The organism is Streptomyces pactum, assembly GCF_002005225.1.
Classification (GTDB): domain Bacteria; phylum Actinomycetota; class Actinomycetes; order Streptomycetales; family Streptomycetaceae; genus Streptomyces; species Streptomyces pactum_A.
On record NZ_CP019724.1, the window covers coordinates 4,270,201 to 4,288,349 of the forward strand.

At 73.4% G+C, this 18,149-nt stretch carries 14 protein-coding genes and 1 pseudogene; 7 read left to right on the top strand and 8 right to left on the bottom strand.

Annotated elements, in window-relative coordinates; all coding sequences use genetic code 11:
- Positions 1-42 precede the first annotated feature (42 nt).
- The 5 genes from B1H29_RS18010 to B1H29_RS18030 form a co-directional block, all read right to left on the bottom strand.
- Positions 43-1,455: an extracellular solute-binding protein gene (locus B1H29_RS18010; RefSeq protein ID WP_055418850.1), complete on the bottom strand. Its 1,413-nt coding sequence runs from the start codon at positions 1,453-1,455 to the stop codon at positions 43-45.
- A complete protein-coding gene (locus B1H29_RS18015) occupies positions 1,455-4,637 on the bottom strand; it encodes a substrate-binding domain-containing protein (protein WP_244209030.1) in 3,183 nt (1,060 codons plus the stop codon). The genes B1H29_RS18010 and B1H29_RS18015 overlap by 1 nt, the downstream gene beginning before the upstream one ends.
- A gap of 7 nt (positions 4,638-4,644) precedes the next feature.
- Positions 4,645-5,007: a hypothetical protein gene (locus B1H29_RS18020; RefSeq protein ID WP_055418852.1), complete on the bottom strand. Its 363-nt coding sequence runs from the start codon at positions 5,005-5,007 to the stop codon at positions 4,645-4,647.
- A gap of 107 nt (positions 5,008-5,114) precedes the next feature.
- Positions 5,115-6,188, bottom strand: a complete 1,074-nt coding sequence (locus B1H29_RS18025) for a hypothetical protein (protein ID WP_055418853.1) — start codon at positions 6,186-6,188, stop codon at positions 5,115-5,117.
- 63 nt (positions 6,189-6,251) lie between these two features.
- Positions 6,252-7,493 carry a PP2C family protein-serine/threonine phosphatase gene (locus tag B1H29_RS18030; protein WP_079160294.1) on the bottom strand — a complete coding sequence of 414 codons (1,242 nt, stop codon included), beginning with the start codon at positions 7,491-7,493 and terminating at the stop codon, positions 6,252-6,254.
- Positions 7,494-7,561: 68 nt separating this feature from the next.
- On the opposite strand from B1H29_RS18030, the gene B1H29_RS18035 reads away from it, so the two are divergent.
- From B1H29_RS18035 to B1H29_RS18050, 4 genes and pseudogenes are all read left to right on the top strand, one after another.
- Positions 7,562-8,017 (top strand): hypothetical protein, encoded by a 456-nt coding sequence (locus B1H29_RS18035; RefSeq protein WP_055418855.1) that lies wholly within the window; start codon positions 7,562-7,564, stop codon positions 8,015-8,017.
- Positions 8,018-8,191: 174 nt separating this feature from the next.
- A complete protein-coding gene (locus B1H29_RS18040; protein WP_055418856.1) occupies positions 8,192-9,130 on the top strand; it encodes a hypothetical protein in 939 nt (312 codons plus the stop codon).
- A gap of 113 nt (positions 9,131-9,243) precedes the next feature.
- Positions 9,244-9,485, top strand: a pseudogene (locus B1H29_RS39375) (hypothetical protein).
- Between the two features lie 215 nt (positions 9,486-9,700).
- Complete coding sequence (locus tag B1H29_RS18050; RefSeq protein WP_055418857.1) at positions 9,701-10,714, top strand: endonuclease/exonuclease/phosphatase family protein; 1,014 nt, start codon at positions 9,701-9,703, stop codon at positions 10,712-10,714.
- A gap of 25 nt (positions 10,715-10,739) precedes the next feature.
- Here B1H29_RS18050 and B1H29_RS18055 read toward each other — a convergent pair whose 3' ends face one another.
- Entirely contained in the window at positions 10,740-12,830 is a 2,091-nt protein-coding gene (locus tag B1H29_RS18055; protein WP_055418858.1) for a PhoX family protein, read from the bottom strand.
- Between the two features lie 266 nt (positions 12,831-13,096).
- Here B1H29_RS18055 and B1H29_RS18060 point away from each other — a divergent pair, with 266 nt between their 5' ends.
- From B1H29_RS18060 to B1H29_RS18070, 3 genes are all read left to right on the top strand, one after another.
- Positions 13,097-14,620, top strand: a complete 1,524-nt coding sequence (locus B1H29_RS18060) for a VWA domain-containing protein (RefSeq protein WP_079160295.1) — start codon at positions 13,097-13,099, stop codon at positions 14,618-14,620.
- Between the two features lie 177 nt (positions 14,621-14,797).
- Entirely contained in the window at positions 14,798-16,414 is a 1,617-nt protein-coding gene (metG, locus tag B1H29_RS18065) for a methionine--tRNA ligase (RefSeq protein ID WP_055418860.1), read from the top strand.
- 103 nt (positions 16,415-16,517) lie between these two features.
- On the top strand, positions 16,518-16,883 hold the full coding sequence (locus B1H29_RS18070) for a PH domain-containing protein (protein WP_055418861.1): 366 nt from the start codon (positions 16,518-16,520) through the stop codon (positions 16,881-16,883).
- An 11-nt stretch (positions 16,884-16,894) separates the two neighbouring features.
- Here the strand turns inward: B1H29_RS18070 and B1H29_RS18075 are convergent, their stop codons facing one another.
- Both B1H29_RS18075 and B1H29_RS18080 read right to left on the bottom strand, forming a co-directional pair.
- On the bottom strand, positions 16,895-17,107 hold the full coding sequence (locus B1H29_RS18075; RefSeq protein WP_055418862.1) for a DUF397 domain-containing protein: 213 nt from the start codon (positions 17,105-17,107) through the stop codon (positions 16,895-16,897).
- Positions 17,104-17,979: a helix-turn-helix domain-containing protein gene (locus B1H29_RS18080; RefSeq protein WP_055418863.1), complete on the bottom strand. Its 876-nt coding sequence runs from the start codon at positions 17,977-17,979 to the stop codon at positions 17,104-17,106. Before B1H29_RS18080 ends, B1H29_RS18075 begins: the two co-directional genes overlap by 4 nt.
- Between the last annotated feature and the right edge of the window lie 170 nt (positions 17,980-18,149).

Here is an 18,149-nt window from a genome sequence, read left to right on the forward strand (position 1 = left end):
GGGCCGACCCCCGCGGCGGGAGGGCCGGTCCGGGCGGGGCGGTCAGTGGGGCAGGGCGCGTCTGAGGGCCTCGTCCAGGCGCCTCGCCAGTTCCGCGTCGCCCGGCGGATCGTCGGCGAAGAGGGCTCCCAGCTCGGTGGTGAAGGTCTGGGTGAAGGCGCCGTACAGCGGGGTGCGGGGACGGTGCACCGCCTCCCGGAGGGCGGGCAGCAGGATGTCGCGGGCGTACTCCGGGCGGCCGGCCGCGTCGCGGGGCACGGTGTCGGCGCTCTCGCCGGTCGGCGCCGCCGAGGGCGTGGCGGTGCCCACCTCGCACGTCACGGCGCCGTCCGTGTACGCGGAGGTGCGCGTCGCCGCGAAACCGGCGTCCAGCAGGCAGCGTTCGCTCTCCTTGCCGGTCAGGTGCCTGATCAGCTCGGTCGCCTTGGCCTTCCGCTGGGACGCCGCGGTCACGGCGAGGTTCTGGCCGCCGAGCACGGCCCGGCCCGGCAAGGCGGTCACACCGAGCCGGTCGTCGTCGGGGAACGACTGGTGCAGGGCGGGATACACGTACGGCCAGTGCCGCAGGAAGGTGGTGCGGCCGGCGGCGAAGTCGCCGAGGGACGCCGCCTCGTCGGAGTGGAAGGCGTTCGGGAGCACGTAGGAGGCCTCGGTGCGGCGGCGCAGTTCGGTGATGCCCTCCGTCAGCTCCTCGACGGTGGCGTCGTAGTCGCCGTCCCCGTCCGTGAGCGTGAGGCCCGGCACGGCCGACGCGAACGCCTCCACGGCGTTGACCGTCCGCCCCTCGTAGGCGGCGAGCTGGGTCGTCCATCCCTTGTCGAAGCCGTCGGGTTTGTGGTCGCCCACGGCGGTGATCAGCGTCTTCAGCTCCGGCCAGTCCAGGCCGCCGGTCAGGTCGGTCTGCTCGACGTCCGCCTGGCGCAGGTGGTCGCGCCGGTAGTAGAGCAGGCCGACGTCGCTGTTGAAGGGGGCGGCGTACACCTCGCCGTCCCAGCGGGCGGTGCTCGCGACGGGTGCGATGACGTCGTCGTCGAGCAGCGACTTCGGCAGCGGGCTGATGAGGTCCGCGGCGGCGAACTCCGGGACCCAGGTGACGTCGAGGTTGACCACGTCGTAGGCGGCGCTGCCGGACTGGAGCGCGCCCAGCAACTGGCTGCGCTGTTCGTCGGCGTTGCCGGGGAGCTCGACCAGCCGGGCCCGGTAGTCGGTGCCGGCCCTCTCCTGCTCGGCGTTCCAGGCGTCGATGAGCCGCTGGCGGATGCCGTTCTTGCCGGTGACGTCCCGGCCGCTGGCGACCACGATGGCGCCGGGCACGTCGGCGGAGGGGGGCGCCGCGGGTCCGCTCCCGCCGTCGTCGCCGCCACCGCCGCACGCGGTCGGCAGGAGCAGGAACAGCGCGGCCGGCAGCGCCGCGAGCCGTCGCCGGTACTGCCGTCGCAGCGGTACTCCGCGCATCACGCCTCCCCTGTTCCGGTGCGCGCGACCTCGTCGTGCAGGGCGGCGCCGAGATCGTCGTCGGCGTCCAGGCAGCGGCCGCCGCCGGCCTGGGAGACCCGGGCGTCCGGCTTCCCCGCGTCGCAGCCGCCGCCCTTCAGGGAGACCATCGCGATCGGCACCTCCCTCGCGCCCGCCAGGGCCAGGAGGTTGCCGAAGCCGTCGCCGGAGAGCCGGTCCGCGTCCTCGTCGTCGGTGACGAAGACGATCAGGCCGGGGCGCTCGTCGGCGGCGTCCCGCACCTCCATGGCGTCGAGCGCGGCCCGCAGCGCCCCGAGCGGGTCGGCCTCGGCGTCCCGGACCCCGGCCTCGCGGTCGATGGCGCGCTCGGCGTCCTTGCGGGTGTGCGGGCCGAAGGGCAGCAGGGTCTCGTGCGTGTCCCCGCCGCTGTCCGACACCGCCCACACGGCGTACTCGTCCCGGCCGCCGAGCCCGCCCAGCGACTGTTTCAGCAGGCCGGGCCCACCGCTGGGGCCCTCCCACTGGTCGGCCATCGAGCCGGAGCTGTCGAGCAGGAACAGCACGCGGCCGGGGCCGTTCGCGCCCCGGTAGCCCTCCAGTGACGCCTCCATCGCGTCCCGTCCGGCGGACTCGGTCAGCGGCGACGGCGCCCTCAGCACCCCTTCGGCGACCTCGGTGGCGTCCAGCAGGGCGCGGTCGCCGGTGGCCGAGCGGAAGCCGTCCCGGGCGAAGGCCGTCCGGCCGCCCTCGCCGGTGAGCCACGTCCGGAAGGCGTCCGCCTCACGGTCGCGGTCGGCCCCGTCGCGGTCGGCGCCCTGCCAGCGGACGCGGACGAAGAGGGGTTCCAGACCCGGTACGTCGCCCGGGTACTGGGCCATGCGCGGGGCGCGGCGGGCGCTGTCGCAGCCGACGCCGCTCTTGAGCAGGAACTCGGGGACGAGGGCCGCGGTGCGGTTGTCGACGGCGTCGTCGTCGGGCAGCGCGCACAGCAGCTCGGCGGCGGTCGGGGCGGGCGGCCCCGGCTGGTCCACCCGGTCCTCGGCACGCCGGGGGTCACCGGCGCCGGCCGTGCCCGGCGTGCCGTACAGCGCGATCGTGGCCAGCAGTCCGGTGTCGGTGAACTCCGGGTCGGGACGGCGCACCGCGGCGTCCGCGTGCCGGGCGCGCAGGTCGTCGATCATCCGGATGAGCGGGGGGCCGGTGCGGTCGTCGAGTCCGTCGACGGCGATGTCCTGCGGGACGGCGAGCACGACCGGGGAGTACGCGAAGGGCTCCTCGTCGGCGTCGAGTTCGGCCACGGCGTCGGTGTCCTGCCCCGCGACGACCCGGGCCGCGTCGGCGGGGGAGCCGGGTATCCACACGTCGGGCTGCGGACCGACGTCGCGCTGCGGGTTGGTGTCGGTTCCGCGGGGTTCCTGCCAGGCGCCGGTCTGCTTGCGCAGGGCGGTGACCGCGTCGGCGGCGCCCGCGCTGTAGACGGTGATGCCGCTGCGCCGGCAGCCGTCGCCGGTGGTGTTCGCCTCCGACGTCAGATAGGCGTCGGAGGCGGCCCGGACCGTCGGCTCCAGGTCGGGGTCGGTGAGCACCCGCAGCTCCAGGGGCGGGGCGCAGGAGGAGGGGCCGTCGGTCAGCACGACGTGCCGGTAGGCCCCGATACCGATGGCGGCGGCGGCCAGGAGCAGCAGTACGACGCCCCCGGCGACCAGCCGCCGCGACCGCCCGTCCCGCCCGCCTCCCCTCCGGACCGCCCGGGGCGGCCCGGAGCCGCCGATGCGACGGACCAGCGCACTCCCGGCTCCGCCCACCGCACCCGGCAACCCGCCCAGGGCCGCCCGGACCCGGCGGACGAGCCCCGGCCCGGGCAAAGGCGCGGGGTCCGGGACGGGCGCGGGGACCGGCGCGGGGTCCGGCGCGGAGTCCGGCTGCGGTACGGGCTCGGGCACGGGGCCCGGCTGAGATACCGGCCCGGGCGCAGGGCCCGGCTGAGATACCGGCCCGGGCGCAGGGCCCGGCTGAGATACCGGCCCGGGCACGGGGCCCGGCTGAGATACCGGCCCGGGCGCAGGGCCCGGCTGAGATACCGGCCCGGGCGCAGGGCCCGGCTGAGATACCGGCCCGGGCGCAGGGCCCGGCTGAGATACCGGCCCGGGCGCAGGGCCCGGCTGAGATACCGGCCCGGGCACGGGGCCCGGCTGAGATACCGGCCCGGGCGCAGGGCCCGGCTGAGATACCGGCCCGGGCGCAGGGCCCGGCTGAGATACCGGCCCGGGCACGGGGCCCGGCTGAGATACCGGCCCGGGCGCAGGGCCCGGCTGAGATACCGGCCCGGGCGCAGGGCCCGGCTGAGATACCGGCCCGGGCGCAGGGCCCGGCTGAGATACCGGCCCGGGCACGGGGCCCGGCTGAGGTACGGGCCCGGGCACGGGCGGCAGCCCGGCCGCCCTCGCCCGGGCGGCGAGGAGCACGTCCTCCCCGGGCTCGACGCGGCTCTCCGGCTCCCAGGCGTCGCCGCGCACCGTCCGGTGTCCGGCGGCGGACATCCGGGCCCGCAGGTCGTCCACGAGAGCGCGGAACGACACGTCGCCGCCCGCCTCCAGCACCTTCGCGAGCTCGGCGGTGAACGGCGTCGGGGTCTTGGGATCACCCGCGTCGATACGGTGATTGGCCTGCACGCTCATCAGCAGCAGCAACCGCCGCTTGTCGCGGGGGTCCGGGCGGATCCAGGCGGCGTTGCCCGCGAAGCAGCAGTCGAGGATCACCACGATCCGCCGGGCCGGACCGGCGGCGAGCACCGCCTGCACGGTGCTGAACATCTCCGAGCCGGGGAAGACCGCGTGCCCGCCCGCGACGACGCGCGCGTTGCGCATCTGCAGGAACAGCTCGTCGCCCGCGTTCGGTATGGCCCCGTGCCCGGCGAAGTACAGCAGCAGGACGCCCTCGGCCTCCTTGGCGGCCAGCCACAGTTCCCGGCCGAAGGTGACCTGGTCGGGAGAGCGGCACACCGCGATCTCCCGCTCGCCGAACACCCCGCCGTGCCGCAGCGCCTCCTCCAGCCGGTTCAGGTTGTGCTTGACCGCGGGCAGGTCTCCGGGCACGCCGTCCGGCGGCGCCGTGTTGTCGTATTCGGACACTCCGACCAACAGCGCCCGGTTCGCCTTCCCCCGCGGGTCGTAACCGGTCACCGGCCGCCTACCTGTCGTCGGGTCGCACCGGCTCGACGCGCACCTGGGGCGGCTCGCCGTCCTCCACCTCACGACGGTTGGCCCGCCAGGCCTCCACGGAACGCCGGACCTGGTCCACCACTCCCTGGAACATCGCGCCCGCGGCGCCCCCGATCACCGCCACGACGATGTCCATGCCGGTGCCCATCGGGGCGCCGGCCTCGCCGGTCCGGCTGTGCTCGTCGATGCGGAGCTGGTCGGTCCGGGCCAGGTCGGCGAGCGGTTTCTCGCGTTCCAGCCATTTGTGCAGGGCATCGATGTCACTCTCGCTCGCGGCCCCGTCCAGCCGGATCCGGATACCGCGCGTCACCACTCCGTCCCCCTCAGCCATAACTCACCATCATGGCACCGCTGTTGCACACTGGCGAGGGTCCGGACGCCGCTGCCGTGCCGCGTACGCGGGCGCGCGCGCCGGGACGGGGACCGCCCGGGCGGGCCTCAGCCCTGGGTCTGCAGGCGGCTCAGCTCGCGCCGCACGTGGTCGAGCGCGCCCTCGCGCTGCCCCGGCACCCGGCCCCGCAACGCGGCGAGCGCCCCGCCCAGCTCCCGCGCCCGCACGGTGTCACGCACCTGCCCCCACTGGTGGTGGGCCCGGTCCACGGCCGCCTCCACCGCGGGCGCCTGGGGCGGCTGGCCGGCGCCCAGCCGGGCCTCCGCCACCGCCAGCCAGGCCCGGCAACTGCGCACCGGGTCCCCCGCGAACATCGCGAGGTCGGCGCGGACCTCCGTCCAGTGCAGCGCCTCCTCGGAGGCGGGCCCGTGCGCCTGGGCGGCGGCCCGCTCGTGCCGGGCGGCGAGCGCGTCGGCGTCCGCGTGCCGCCCGGCCCGCACGGCTGCGGTGATGACGGCGTGCGGGTCACCCGCCTCCGGCCCCGGCGCCGTCAGCACCAGGTCCGCCGCCGCACCACCGCCCGCGACCTCGGCCGCGGCACGGGCCAGCGCCTGCTGGTGCAACTGGTCCGGCGGCGGCCGGTGCCCGCTGCGCAGGATCGTCGCGACGGCACGCATGTACGAGGGGGCCGCCACCGTCCGCCGCGTGGGCGGCGGCGCGACGCGACCGTAAACCGCGTTGTTGCGCCCGCAGTCCAGCGGGTTGGCCCGCAGCCACTGCCAGGTCTCCTGGTCGGCGTGCAGGTCGAGCAGCAGCGTCGTCGCGCCGCTCGGCCGCAGCCGCAGTTCCTCGCGGATCCAGTGCCAGGGCAGGGCGGTGTAGCGGACGGTCGCCGGTGTCGTGCGGGCCAGCGCCAGGTGCGGCAGGCGCTGGCGCCGGTCGAGCTGGAGCTGGCCCGCGACGTACACGGTCAGCGGTCCGGGGGCCGCCGCGGCGGCACGCAGCCGGGTCAGGACGGCCTGCGGCTCCAGCGGGTCGGCGAGCTCGACGACGTTCGCGGTGTCGGTGCCCGAGAGCACGGGGGGCGGCACGGCCGCGAGCACGGGGAGCACGGACGCGGCGTCCACCAGGCACCCCCTGCCCACGGGCGACGCCGCCAGCAGCAGCACGGTTCCCGGCATGTCCCTCCCCCTGTCGATCACGTACGGCAGCACCGTAACCGCTGCGGCTGCAAAGCGGGGCATCTAGGGCCACTCCGGTGGCCGTCCCGTCCGCCGTACCGCGAAGACCGTGGTGTCGTCGGTCAGCCGCCCCCGGCTGTGCCGCAGCGTGCCGTCCCGGACGAGCGCCACCAGCCTCGCCGGCGCCGCGTTCGACAGGTCGCCGGCGACCGCGCGGGCGACGTCCTCGCCGTGCCGGTAGAAGCGTCCCTCGGGATCACGGGCCTCGGTCACCCCGTCGGTGACCACCAGGAGCGTCTCGTCGGCGGCGAGGACCAGCCGGCGCACCGACACCGGCGGGCCGGGTGTCAGGTCGCCCATGCCCAGCGGCAGCCCGCCGGCGTCCGTAAGGGGCCGCACGCCGTCGGGGCCGACCGCGAGCGGGGGGTCGTGGCCGAAGAGGACGACGTCCACGGTGTCGGGGAGGTCCTCCGAGAAGCCGACCAGCACCGCGGTGGCGAAACGGTCGCCGTCCAGGTGGCCGAGGGCCGCGGTGTGCGCACGGTGGCGCTGCATGCGCAGCTCCAGGCGCTCGGCGACCGTCGCGAGGTCCGGCTCGTGGTAGGCGGCCTCGCGGAAGGTGCCGAGCAGCGCGGCGGCCGTGTCCACCGCGCCCAGGCCCTTGCCCTGCACGTCGCCGACGAGGACGCGGGTGCCGTGCGGGCCCGGCTGGATGTCGTAGAAGTCGCCGCCGACGCGGGCCTCGGTGTCCGAGGAGAGGTAGGCGGCGGCATGCTCGAGGCCGCCGAACCCCACCGGGAGCGGGCGCAGCACGGTCCGCCGGGTGGTCTCGGCGATGTCCCGCATGTGCAGCATGCGCTGCTCGCCGCCGACCCGGAGCGCGGCGACCACCACGGAGATCCCTCCCGCGAGCGCGACGAGGACCAGGCCGGGCAGCCCGGTCTCCTCGCGGTGCTGCCAGACGGTGTCCGCGAAGACGTACACGACCAGGGCGACCAGCGCGTACACGGCCGTGGTCCGCACCCCGCAGATCGCGGCGGCGACGCCGGGCACGAGCACGGTCCAGGAGATGATCTCGAACGCGCCGGTCGTGATGTCGGCCGCGGCGATGGCGACCAGCAGGAGCAGCGGGAACAGCCAGGCCACGCTGTGCCCGCGGACGCTGAGCAGTTCGTGCCGGGACGCGGCGTCCCCCCGGCCGGCGGCCTGGACGAGTCGGCCGAGCAGACGCCACCGGCCGCGCACCGGCCTGCGGTCACGACTCCTCACGGGCCCCAGCGAAACACGCGCCCCCACGGCCCGCATCCTGACTTGCCCGCCGGCCCGCACCGGTGTGCCCTGGTAGACGGGGGCGAGGCGAGAGGAGTGCTCTCATGGCTCACGCGGTACCGGCACGCGGAACATCCACCGAAACGGACACGCGCCGCCGCACGGCGACGCCCGACGTCTTCGGCGAGCGGACGCACAGGGTGGCGAGGTGGGCGGTGCCCCTCGCGATCGGGCTGGTCTACGGCTACTGGGCCGCGGCCATCCGCCGCCACGGCGACTCCGTCACCGGCTGGAACCTCCTCTTCGGCTTCCTGACCGTGCTCGCGTTCGTCGTCCTCTACGCCGTGGTGCGGGCAGTGGCCCAGCGCCTGCCGCGCGAAGGCCACGCGGTCCTGTGGGGCGCGTTCGCGGGCAGCGCGCTGGGGTTCCTGTACGCGCAGAGCGGCGTGGCCATGTTCACGTGCGTCGTCGTGTCCCTGCTGCTCGCGGCGGCGGTCTTCGCCACGTTGTTCTACCGCTACTACACCCACGAGGACGCGAAGGGCCGTCCGGTCACCTGACGCACCGCACGGGGGCGGGGCGGGCGGTCGCCCGCCCGGTGCGCCCGGTGCGCTTGGTGCGGGCAGTGCGGGCAGTGCGCCCGGTGCGGGCGGGGCGCCCGTCCGGCTCGTCGTGGGGGGCCATATGCAGTCACGCCGGTCGCCCGTGCCGTTCCCCGGGGCTTGCCTGGAAGCGTGTCCCCACGCCCCCGGAACGCCCTGTCGGCCGTCCTGATCGCCCTCGCCTGCCTGCTCGCGCCGTGCGGCACGCTGGCGGGCTGGGCGGTGCACGGGCCGGCCGACACCGGGCGGTACGTCGCCGCCATGGCACCGCTCGCCGACGATCCGGACGTACGGGACGCGGTCGCCGACATGGTGGGCGACACGGTGGGCGACGGGGTCATGGCCGAGGTCGCGGCCGGCCCCATGAACGGCACCGTGCGGCTCTTCGTGCAGGACGCGGCACGGTCGTTCACCCGGACCGAGGCCTTCCGCGAGGGCTGGAACGCGGCCCACCGCACCGTTCACGGCGCCGTCCTGCGCGCCCTGCGGGACGAACGGTCACGCGGACGCGCGGTCACCGTCGACCTCGCCCCCGTCACCGCCCGCGTCAAGGAGCGGCTCGCCGACGACAACGTGCCCTTCGCCCGGCGCATCCCGGTCCGGCACACCGCGGTGACCGTGCTGGCGGCCCACGAGACGGACCGGCTCAGAAGGGGCTACCACGTGCTCGACGTCGCCGCCCTGTGGCTGCCGCTCGCGGCCGTCGTCTTCGCGGTCACCGGCATCGCCGTCGCCGCCTGCCGCCGGCGCGCGGTCACGGCCGCCGGGATCGGCACCGCCCTCGGCGGGGCGCTGCTCGTCCTCGCCGTCGTGGTCGGCCGCCGGCTCACCGTCGCCGAACTCCCCGGCGCGGTCGACGGCGCGGTCGACGGTCCGGCCGCGGGCGCCGTCTACGACGCCCTCACCGAAACCCTGCGCACGGCCTCGTGGCTCCTCGTCGCCCTCGGCCTCACGGTCGCCCTGGCCTCCTGGCTCACGGGCCGGTACGGGCATCTGCTGCGCCGGCGCCGGACGCCCGCGGGAACCGCCGTCGACCCGGCACCGCCCCGGCGGACGCGGGCCCGGCTCTGAGCCGCCGCCCGACGCGGTCGCCGCCCCGGCCGGACTCCCGACGTGATCCCTGGCCGGACTCCCGACGTAATCCCCTGGCCGGGCCCCGGACCAGGCGGTCAAGGTCACCGGCCATGCCCAGGACGACGCCCCTGCGGCGCCCCGCAGGCCCCGGGGAACCGGCCCCGGTCGAGGCCTCGGACTGGACGGCCTGGCCGCCCCGCCTGCCCGAACAGCCGATCTTCGCCACCCGGTACGCCGGGCCGGCGGCGAGACGATCCTGGAGCCGTGGGTTCCGGCGGAGGAGCCGGCGGAGTTCAACCGGCACATCGTGGGGCGCGTCGAGGTGGTCCGGGAGTTCCACGCGCGGGCGTAGCGGTCCGCGACCCGCGCCCGGGCAACTTCCCACCCCCGGCTCCCGTCTTTCAAGGGAGTGTCCGGACTCCCGCGGCGGCAGGCACCACACGGGCGGAGACCGCACGAGCAGGGCAGTGCACAGGCAGGCAGTACAGGGCAGGCAGTACAGGGCAGTCGGGTACACGGGCAGGCAGTACACGGGCAGGCAGCGCACCGCGAGCGGAAGGCCGGGACTTGGACACCGACACGACGACCGGTGAGTGGACGGACTCCCGCGAGCGGCCGGCGGCCCGCCGTGCCGGGCGGCGGTTCGGCGCCTGGTGCGCGGGGCTGCTGTTCGCCGGGGTGAGCGTGGTCGTCGGCTGCCGCGTCGCCGACACCGACGGCGTCACACCCGTCCCCCAGCTCCTCGCCTTCCTCCCGTGGCTGCTCGTGCCGACCGGCGCCGGTCTGCTGCTCACCCTGCTCGCCCGGTGGTGGACCGGCGCGGTGTGGGGGGTCGCGCTGCTCGGACTGCTGGCGTGGTTCATCGAGCCGTACGGCAAGACGGGCGACCCCGTCGGGCTGCCCGTCGCCGAGGTGCGGGTGCTGACCTCGAACGTCGAGTTCGGACAGGGCACCGGCGAGCTGATCTCCGCCGTGCGGCGCGAGAAGCCCGACCTCGTATTCGTACAGGAGTGTGAATACGCCTGTGACGCGGCGCTGCGGCGCGACCTCGCCGCCGACTACCCCCACCGGCGGGCCGTCGAGGGCGGCGGCTCCGAGGGGTCCGTCATCCTGAGCGTCTTCCCGCTCAAGGCCACCCCCGGCGTCCCCGCCACCATGGGCATGCCCGGCGCCGTCGCCGACGTGCGCGGCCACGCCGTACGCCTCCAGCTCGCCCACCCGATGCCACCGCTGCCGGACCAGGTCGGCCTGTGGCGCGAGGAACTGGGCGCACTGCGCGACGTCGCCGCCGAGGCCGAGGACAGCGGAACCCCCGCCGTCCTCGCGGGCGACTTCAACGCCTCCCAGGACCACGCCGTCTTCCGCCGGATACTCGACACGGGGCTGCGCGACGCGGCCCGGCTGGCCGGGGACGACCGGACGGTCACCTGGCCGGCCCGGACCGCCCCGGCGTTCGGCGTGCAGATCGACCACGTCCTGGTGTCGGAGGACTTCACCGCACACCGCGCCCGGTTCCTGGACCTGGCGGACACCGACCACCGGGCCCTGGTCGTCGACCTCACCCTGCACGGGGCCGGCTGACACCGGCCCCGTGCGAAGAGCGGGCTCAGACGCCGATGTCGCGCCCGTCCTCGCGCCACACCGCCACGACCGCCGGGCGCACGTACGTCCCGGGTCCGTCCGGCCAGGTGCTGGCCGGCTCCGCCACGGAGGCGCCGTCCACCTCGCCCGGGTGCTGCACGGCGACCAGCACCCGCCGGTCCTGGATGATCGGACCGCAGGTCTCCGCACCGGTCGGCACCGTCAGGAACTGCTTCAGCTCACCGCGCCGGTCGCCCCTGGTCGCGACGCCGAAGAGACCGTCGTGGCTGCCGAGCGCGTTGCCGTCGGTGGACAGCCACAGGTTGCCGTGGTCGTCGAAGGCGACGTTGTCGGGGCAGGAGATCGGGCTGACCCGGTCCTTCGGGAAGCCCGCGAAGTAGGTCGCCGGGTCCTCCGGGTCGCCGGCGACGAGGAACAGCGACCAGGCGAAGCTGGTGGCGTCGGCCCGGTTCCAGCGCTCGGTCAGCTCCAGGACGTGGCCGTGCTTGTTGCCGTTGCGGGGGTTGGCCTCGTCGGGACCGGCGTAACCGGCCTTGCCGCGGTTGGAGTTGTTGGTGAGGGCGACGTACACCTTGCCGGTCTTCGGCGAGGGCTCGATGTCCTCGGGCCGGTCCATCTTGGTGGCGCCGACCTTGTCACCGGCCAGCCGCGTGAAGACGCAGACCTCCTCGGCGGTCATGCCCTCGACGTGCGAGACGGCGCCGTCCTCGGTGGCGGTGACCAGCGGGATCCAGCGGCCGCCGCCGTCGAACTCGCCGTCGCTCGGCAGTTGGCCCGTGCCGTCGATCTCGATCGAGGGGGAGTCGCCGGAGAGCTTGGCGACGTAGAGGGTGCCCTCGTCGAGCAGCGACAGGTTGTGCTCCCGCGCCCAGCGGGAGTTCCCGTGCCGCATCCGCTTGCTGCCGACGAACTTGTAGAAGTAGTCGAACCGCTCGTCGTCGCCGGTGTAGACGACCGGGCGCCCGTCGTGGGTCAGCCGCACGGTCGCCGCCTCGTGCTTGAAGCGGCCGAGCAGGGTGTGCTTGCGCGGAGTCGACTCCGGGTCGTACGGGTCCAGCTCGACGACGTACCCGAAGCGGTGCACCTCGTTCGGCTCCCGGGCGACGTCGAACCGCTTGTCGAACCGCTCCCACTTGCGCTCGGTGGCGCCGGTGCCGATGCCGTAGCGCTTGTCCGTCGGCCGGCTGCTGTTGGCGAAGTACTGGTTGAAGTTCTCCTCGCCGTGCAGCGTCGTGCCCCACGGGGTGGTGCCGCCGGAGCAGTTGTTGAGGGTGCCGAGGACCTTGCGGCCGGTGCGGTCGGCGGAGGTCTTCACCAGGTCCGACCCGGCGGCCGGGCCGGTCAGCCGGAACTCGCTCGTCGCGGTGACGCGCCGGTTGAGGCGGTGCCGGACCACGGGCGTCAGCTTCCCGCTCCGGCGCTCCTCCTCCACCACCACGGCGGACAGGCCGTGCGCGGCCCAGGCGATCTCGACCTGCTCGCGGGTCGGGTTCTCGGGGTCGTAGTCGCGGAACATGAGCACCTCGTCGGTGTACTCGTGGTTGGCGACGAGGACCTGCCGGCCGTGCTCACCACGCAGCGGCAGCAGCGCGAGGAAGTCGTTGTTGTACCCGAACTGCCCCGCCTGCGCCTTCGCGCTCTGCTTCTCCGGGTCGAAGGCGGGCGCCCCGCGCAGGATCGGCTCGCCCCAGCGGATCACGACGTCCTGCCGGTACCCCTCCGGGACGGTGACGACGTCGTCGGTGTTGGGTGCGACGGGCGCGAACCGCAGCCCGCGGGCCCCCTGCGTCTTCGACGGTTTCCCGTGCCCCGCGCCGTGCCCCTTCCCGGCCGCCGGCGCGGCCTGCGCCGACGGCGCCCCCGCCACGCCCACGGCCCCGGCACCCGCCGCGGCGACGGTGACGACGGCGGCGGCGCGCATCATGGAGCGGCGGCTGAGCGCGCCGGCGATGACGTCGCCGACGTACTCGTTCGAGCTGGTGTTGGGCACCTCGTGGAAGCAGGCGTCACCACACCGGAAACGGCAGGTCATGGCGGACCGGCCGCCGGGATGCGAACCGGACGGCGTTCCGATCAACGGCAGCAGCTTGCGCACTGTGTTTCTCCCCTGAGAAGCCCTTGGATGCCCTTGGTGTCAGCGCGACCGTAGGTGCACATACGTGCGGGAGACGGGCGTCGCGGTGAACGGCGGGTGAACCCGTGGAAGCCGGAGGGGAATTGCCGCGGCGGCTCGATCCCTCCTTGACGCGCCCGGGCTTTCATGGCAGACCCTGCACAAGATCACAAGTTGGGGCCGCTAACCTTACGTGTCCGTCCTGGCCAGGGATTGACGGGCATCAACTCACGCGAAGGGTTGCGCACATGGGCATTCTCACCTCTCTGCGGAACGTGTTCGGCCGGTCACGCAAAGACCGGAACGCCCAGGCGGAGGGTGCGACGCAGGAGACGGCACCGCCGGCCACCGCGCCGGAGCCGAAGCTCCCGTCCCAGCCCACCGCACCCCCGGAGCCGGCCGAGGCGCCGGACCGGGCGGAGGTCACCGACCCCGCCCCCAAGCCGGTGACCCAGGTCCCCGAGCCCCGCACGGCGGCCTCCTCCGACGAGCACGAACTCGTCAAGGCCGCCTTCGCCAACATCACGGCCCCGAAACCGACCGAGGCCCCGAACGGGACCCCGGCACCCGAGCCGGAAACAGCACCCGAGGCAGACCCGGAGGCAAAGGCAGAGGCAGAGGCAGAGGCAGAGGCAGAGGCAGAGCCCGAGCCAAAGCCGAAGCCCGAGGCAGAACCGAAGCCCGAGGCAGAGGCAGAGGCAGAGGCAGAGGCAGAGGCAGAGGCAGAGACAAAGCCCGAGCCCGAACCGGAACCCGAAGCAAAGCCCGAGGCAGAGACAAAGCCCGAGCCCGAACCGGAACCGGAACCCGAAGCAAAGCCCGAGCCCGAAGCAAAGCCCGAGGCAGAGGCAAAGCCGGAACCCGAGCCGACCCCCGCCCCCACCCTCGAACCCGCAGCCGCAGCCGCAGCCGCCGACGGCGAGCAGCCCCCACAGGCGCCACCCGCACCCGACGACGAAAGCAGCACGGGTGGTGCGGGTGGGAACCCGGACGCCGAAGGCGCAGCCGAGGCGCAGCCGGAAACCCAGCCGACCCCCGAACCCGAGGCGCAGCCGGACACGCAGCCGACCCCCGAACCCAAGGCGGAGCCGGAAACCCAGCCGGAGGCCAAACCCGCAACCCCCTCCACCCGCATCCGCTCCCGCGCCCCCGGCCTGGCCACCGCCTACAAGGCCGCCGGCGCCGCGCTCAAGAAGCACGACCTCACCGGCACCCGCGCCAAGGTCCACCTCGTCCTCGACCGCTCCGCCTCCATGCGCCCGTACTACAAGGACGGCTCCGCCCAGGCCCTCGCCGAGCAGACACTCGCCCTCGCCGCGCACCTGGACCCCGAGGCCACGGTCCACGTCACGTTCTTCTCCACGGAAGTGGACGGCACCGGCGAGCTGACCCTCACCGACCACGAGAACAAGATCGACGAACTGCACGGCGCCCTCGGCCGCATGGGCCGCACCAGCTACCACGCCGCCGTGGAGGCGGTCCTCGCCCACCACGTCGAGGAAGCCCCCGGCACCCCCGCCCTGGTGGTCTTCCAGACCGACGGCGCCCCCGACGCCAAGACCCCCGCCACCCAGTCCCTCACCGACGCGGCGGCGAACCACCCGAACGTCCACTTCTCGTTCGTCGCCTTCGGTGACCCGGAGAACAAGGCCTTCGACTACCTCCGCAAGCTCAAGACGCCCAACGCGTCCCACTTCCTCGCCGGCGAGACCCCCAGGGAACTCACCGACAAGGAGCTCTACGAGGGCGTACTGGCCACCTGGCGCCCGTAGCGGCCCAGAAGACCGGACAGGGACGACGGGAAGCACCGGGAGGACGGGGAGCACGGGGAGCACGGGGAGGACACCCCCTGTCCTCCCCGTCCGCTCTCCTCCGCCCCGTGTCCACCCCGTGTCCGCCCCCCGAAACGCGTGTGAGTCGATCTCCATCCGACCAGTAGGATTTCGACCATGGCGGCCACTGGAAACGAGAAGCAGGGAGCGAAGGCGTTCTACGTCTCGACCCCCATCTACTACGTCAACGACGCTCCTCACCTGGGCCACGCCTATACGACCGTCGCAGGCGACGTGCTCACCCGCTGGCACCGCCAGCGCGGCGAGAAGGTGTGGTACCTCACCGGCACGGACGAGCACGGTCAGAAGATCATGCGCACGGCCGAGGCGAACGGGGTCACCCCGCAGGCCTGGGCCGACAAGCTCGTCACCGAGGCCTGGAAGCCCCTGTGGGAGCACCTCGACATCGCGAACGACGACTTCATCCGCACCACGCAGAAGCGGCACACCGACCGCGTCCAGGAGTTCGTGCAGGACCTGTACGACAAGGACGAGATCTACAAGGGCGGCTACGAGGGCCCGTACTGCGTGGGCTGCGAGGAGTACAAGCTCCCCGGTGAGCTGCTCGACGGCGAGGGCGAGTACGCGGGCCAGAAGCTGTGCCCGATCCACAAGAAGCCGGTGGAACTCCTCAGCGAGGAGAACTACTTCTTCAAGCTGAGCGAGTACAGCGAGAAGCTGCTCGCCCACTACGAGGCCAACCCGGGCTTCATCCAGCCCGAGTCCGCGCGCAACGAGGTCGTGAACTTCGTCCGCCAGGGCCTCCAGGACCTCTCCATCTCCCGCTCGACCTTCGACTGGGGCGTGCCGGTCCCCTGGGACGACAAGCACGTCATCTACGTGTGGATCGACGCCCTGCTGAACTACGCCACGGCGGTCGGCTACAACGAGAATCCGGAGAAGTTCGAGGCCACCTTCCCGGCCGACGTCCACCTGGTCGGCAAGGACATCCTCCGCTTCCACGCGATCATCTGGCCGGCGATGCTGATGGCGCAGGGCCTGCCCCTGCCCGGGAAGATCGCCGCGAACGGCTGGCTGATGGTCGGCGGCGAGAAGATGAGCAAGTCCAACCTGACCGGCATCAAGCCGCAGGATCTCACCTCGCACTTCGGCGTGGACGCGTACCGCTGGTACTTCCTGCGCGCGATCGCGTTCGGCCAGGACGGCTCGTTCTCCTGGGAGGACTTCTCCGCCCGCTACACCAGCGAACTGGCCAACGACTACGGCAACCTCGCCTCGCGCGTGGCCGCCATGGTCGGCAAGTACTTCGGCGGCGCGCTGCCGGAGGCGACGGCCGACGGAGACGCCGAGAAGGCGATCCACGACGGCCTGGCCAAGGCGGTCGCGGAGGCGGACCGGAAGATCGGCGACGAGCTGGACTTCCAGGGCGGCATCCTGGCGGTCTTCGACTTCGTCAAGCAGGTCAACGGCTACATCACCGAGCAGGAGCCCTGGAAGGTCGCCAAGGACGATTCGCCGGAGGGCAAGGCCCGCCTGGCGACGATCCTCTACACGGCCGCGGAGTCCCTCCGCGCGGTGGCGGTCCTCCTGAACCCGATCATGCCGGACACCTCCCAGAAGCTCTGGGACTCGCTCGGCGCCGAGGCGTCCCTCGGCGGCCTCGCGGACCAGCGGGTCCAGGACGCGGCGGACTGGGGCCGGCTGCCCGCCGGCGCGACGGTCACCAAGGGCGCCGTGCTCTTCCCCCGTCTCGAGGAGAAGCCGGCCGCGTAACGCGCTCGCTACAGCAGGAGGCCTGGGAGGGGCAGACCTTCTCCCGGGCCTCCCGCATTTGCGAGGATCGAGCACAGAGCCAGCTCACATGGGGGGAAAATCCATGGCACTGTTCGGCAACGCGCACAGCATCGACCCGGCCCAGGCGCAGCAGGAGTACGCGCGCCTCCTCGGCCACGGCGAGCAGATCCACGCCGCGTACCTGCTGATCCGCGACACCATCCTGTTCACCGACCGGCGGCTGATCCTGGTCGACAAGCAGGGCATCACCGGCAAGAAGACGGAGTACCACTCGATCCCGTACCGCAGCATCACGCACTTCGCGGTCGAGACGGCCGGACACTTCGACCTCGACGCGGAGCTGAAGATCTGGCTCTCCGGCTCGCAGGCCCCCATCCAGAAGACCTTCACCAAGGGCGTCGACATCTACGAGGTCCAGGCGATCCTGACCCAGTTCGTGGCCCGGTAGGACTTCGGGCGTCAGCTCCCGGCCGCGTACGCCAAGAAGCCGGCCCACGCCTCCGCCGCCAGCGCGAGACGCGGGCTCGCGTCCCGGTACTTGGAGTCGCGGACGTGGACGGTGCCGGAGCCGGCCGCCACCTCGACACAGGAGTCGCCGTCGGGGCCACTGCTGTAGCTGCTCTTGAACCACGCCAGTTCAGAGGCGTCCCCGGCGAGGGCCTTGCGGATCATGTGTCTCCCAGCAGTTGTTCGATGAAGGTCAGCGACTCCCCTGGCGGGAGGGCTTGCGCCCGGATGGCGCCATACCGCAGCTCAAGGATGCGAAGCTGCCTCGGGTCGTGCGTCGGACGGCCATTGAACGCCCCGTCAGAGCGTCCCACCGCCGTGCCGTCCTCGAACTTCAGCACCTCGATCCTGCCGCTCATGCCCGCGTGCGGACCACTGTCCATCGGCATCACCTGGAGGGCCACGCTGTTCATCTGCCCCACCTCCAGCAAGCGTTCGAATTGCTGCCGTCGGACCATTGTGCCTCCAACCTTGCGCCGGAGCGTCCCCTCTTCCAGGACGAAGCTCAGCGCGGGCGCGGGAGACCGCCCATACACGCTCTGCCGGGCAGTGCGGGCAGCTACTCGGCGTTCCAGGTCCTCCAGCGCGTAGGCGGGCAGCCACGACTCAAGCAGCGCCCTGGTGTACTCCGGAGTCTGCAACAGACCGGCGATATTGCTGTTCTCGTACACCCCGATCTCGACCGCGCGCGCCTCCATCTGCGCAAGGTCCCGCACCTTCTTGGGGTACCGGACCCTCGCCACGTCCTCCTTCATCGCGGCGAGCAACCCACCAGCCCCCAGCACCTCGTCCGCCCTCTCCAGATACTCCGGCCGGGGAATCCGCTTCCCGCCCTCGATCTTGTAGACGAGATCCTCGCCGTACCCCACGGCCTTCCCGAAGTCGCCGGCCCGCATCCCCACCGCCTCGCGCCGCAGCTTCAACTGCCTCCCCACGGTGGCGATCACCGCCACGCCCCACTCGTCGTCCGGGTCCACCTCCCACCCAGGCTCGTCAGCCTCGGTCCTGAGCTGCCGAACCTCGCCGTCCACCGACATGCGCGCCCCTCCGTCGTACCGCGTCGTACCTGCCACGCCCTACCCGTACGTAACGCCCCGACAAGCCCGGACAGCACCGGACAATGACCGGACAGTCACTCTTCCGGGTCCGATTCCGTCAGCGCCTCGATGCGGTGGGAATCGCCAGGTCGACCGAGCACATATCTGGG

Coding starts and splice junctions, on each gene's coding strand:
- B1H29_RS18080 (WP_055418863.1), bottom strand. CDS start 17,979: ATGTCGGTGGACGGCGAGGTTCGGCAGCTCAGGACCGAGGCTGACGAG.
- B1H29_RS18020 (WP_055418852.1), bottom strand. CDS start 5,007: ATGGCTGAGGGGGACGGAGTGGTGACGCGCGGTATCCGGATCCGGCTG.
- B1H29_RS18070 (WP_055418861.1), top strand. CDS start 16,518: ATGGCACTGTTCGGCAACGCGCACAGCATCGACCCGGCCCAGGCGCAG.
- B1H29_RS18025 (WP_055418853.1), bottom strand. CDS start 6,188: ATGCCGGGAACCGTGCTGCTGCTGGCGGCGTCGCCCGTGGGCAGGGGG.
- metG (WP_055418860.1), top strand. CDS start 14,798: ATGGCGGCCACTGGAAACGAGAAGCAGGGAGCGAAGGCGTTCTACGTC.
- B1H29_RS18075 (WP_055418862.1), bottom strand. CDS start 17,107: ATGATCCGCAAGGCCCTCGCCGGGGACGCCTCTGAACTGGCGTGGTTC.
- B1H29_RS18030 (WP_079160294.1), bottom strand. CDS start 7,493: ATGCGGGCCGTGGGGGCGCGTGTTTCGCTGGGGCCCGTGAGGAGTCGT.
- B1H29_RS18010 (WP_055418850.1), bottom strand. CDS start 1,455: ATGCGCGGAGTACCGCTGCGACGGCAGTACCGGCGACGGCTCGCGGCG.
- B1H29_RS18035 (WP_055418855.1), top strand. CDS start 7,562: ATGGCTCACGCGGTACCGGCACGCGGAACATCCACCGAAACGGACACG.
- B1H29_RS18060 (WP_079160295.1), top strand. CDS start 13,097: ATGGGCATTCTCACCTCTCTGCGGAACGTGTTCGGCCGGTCACGCAAA.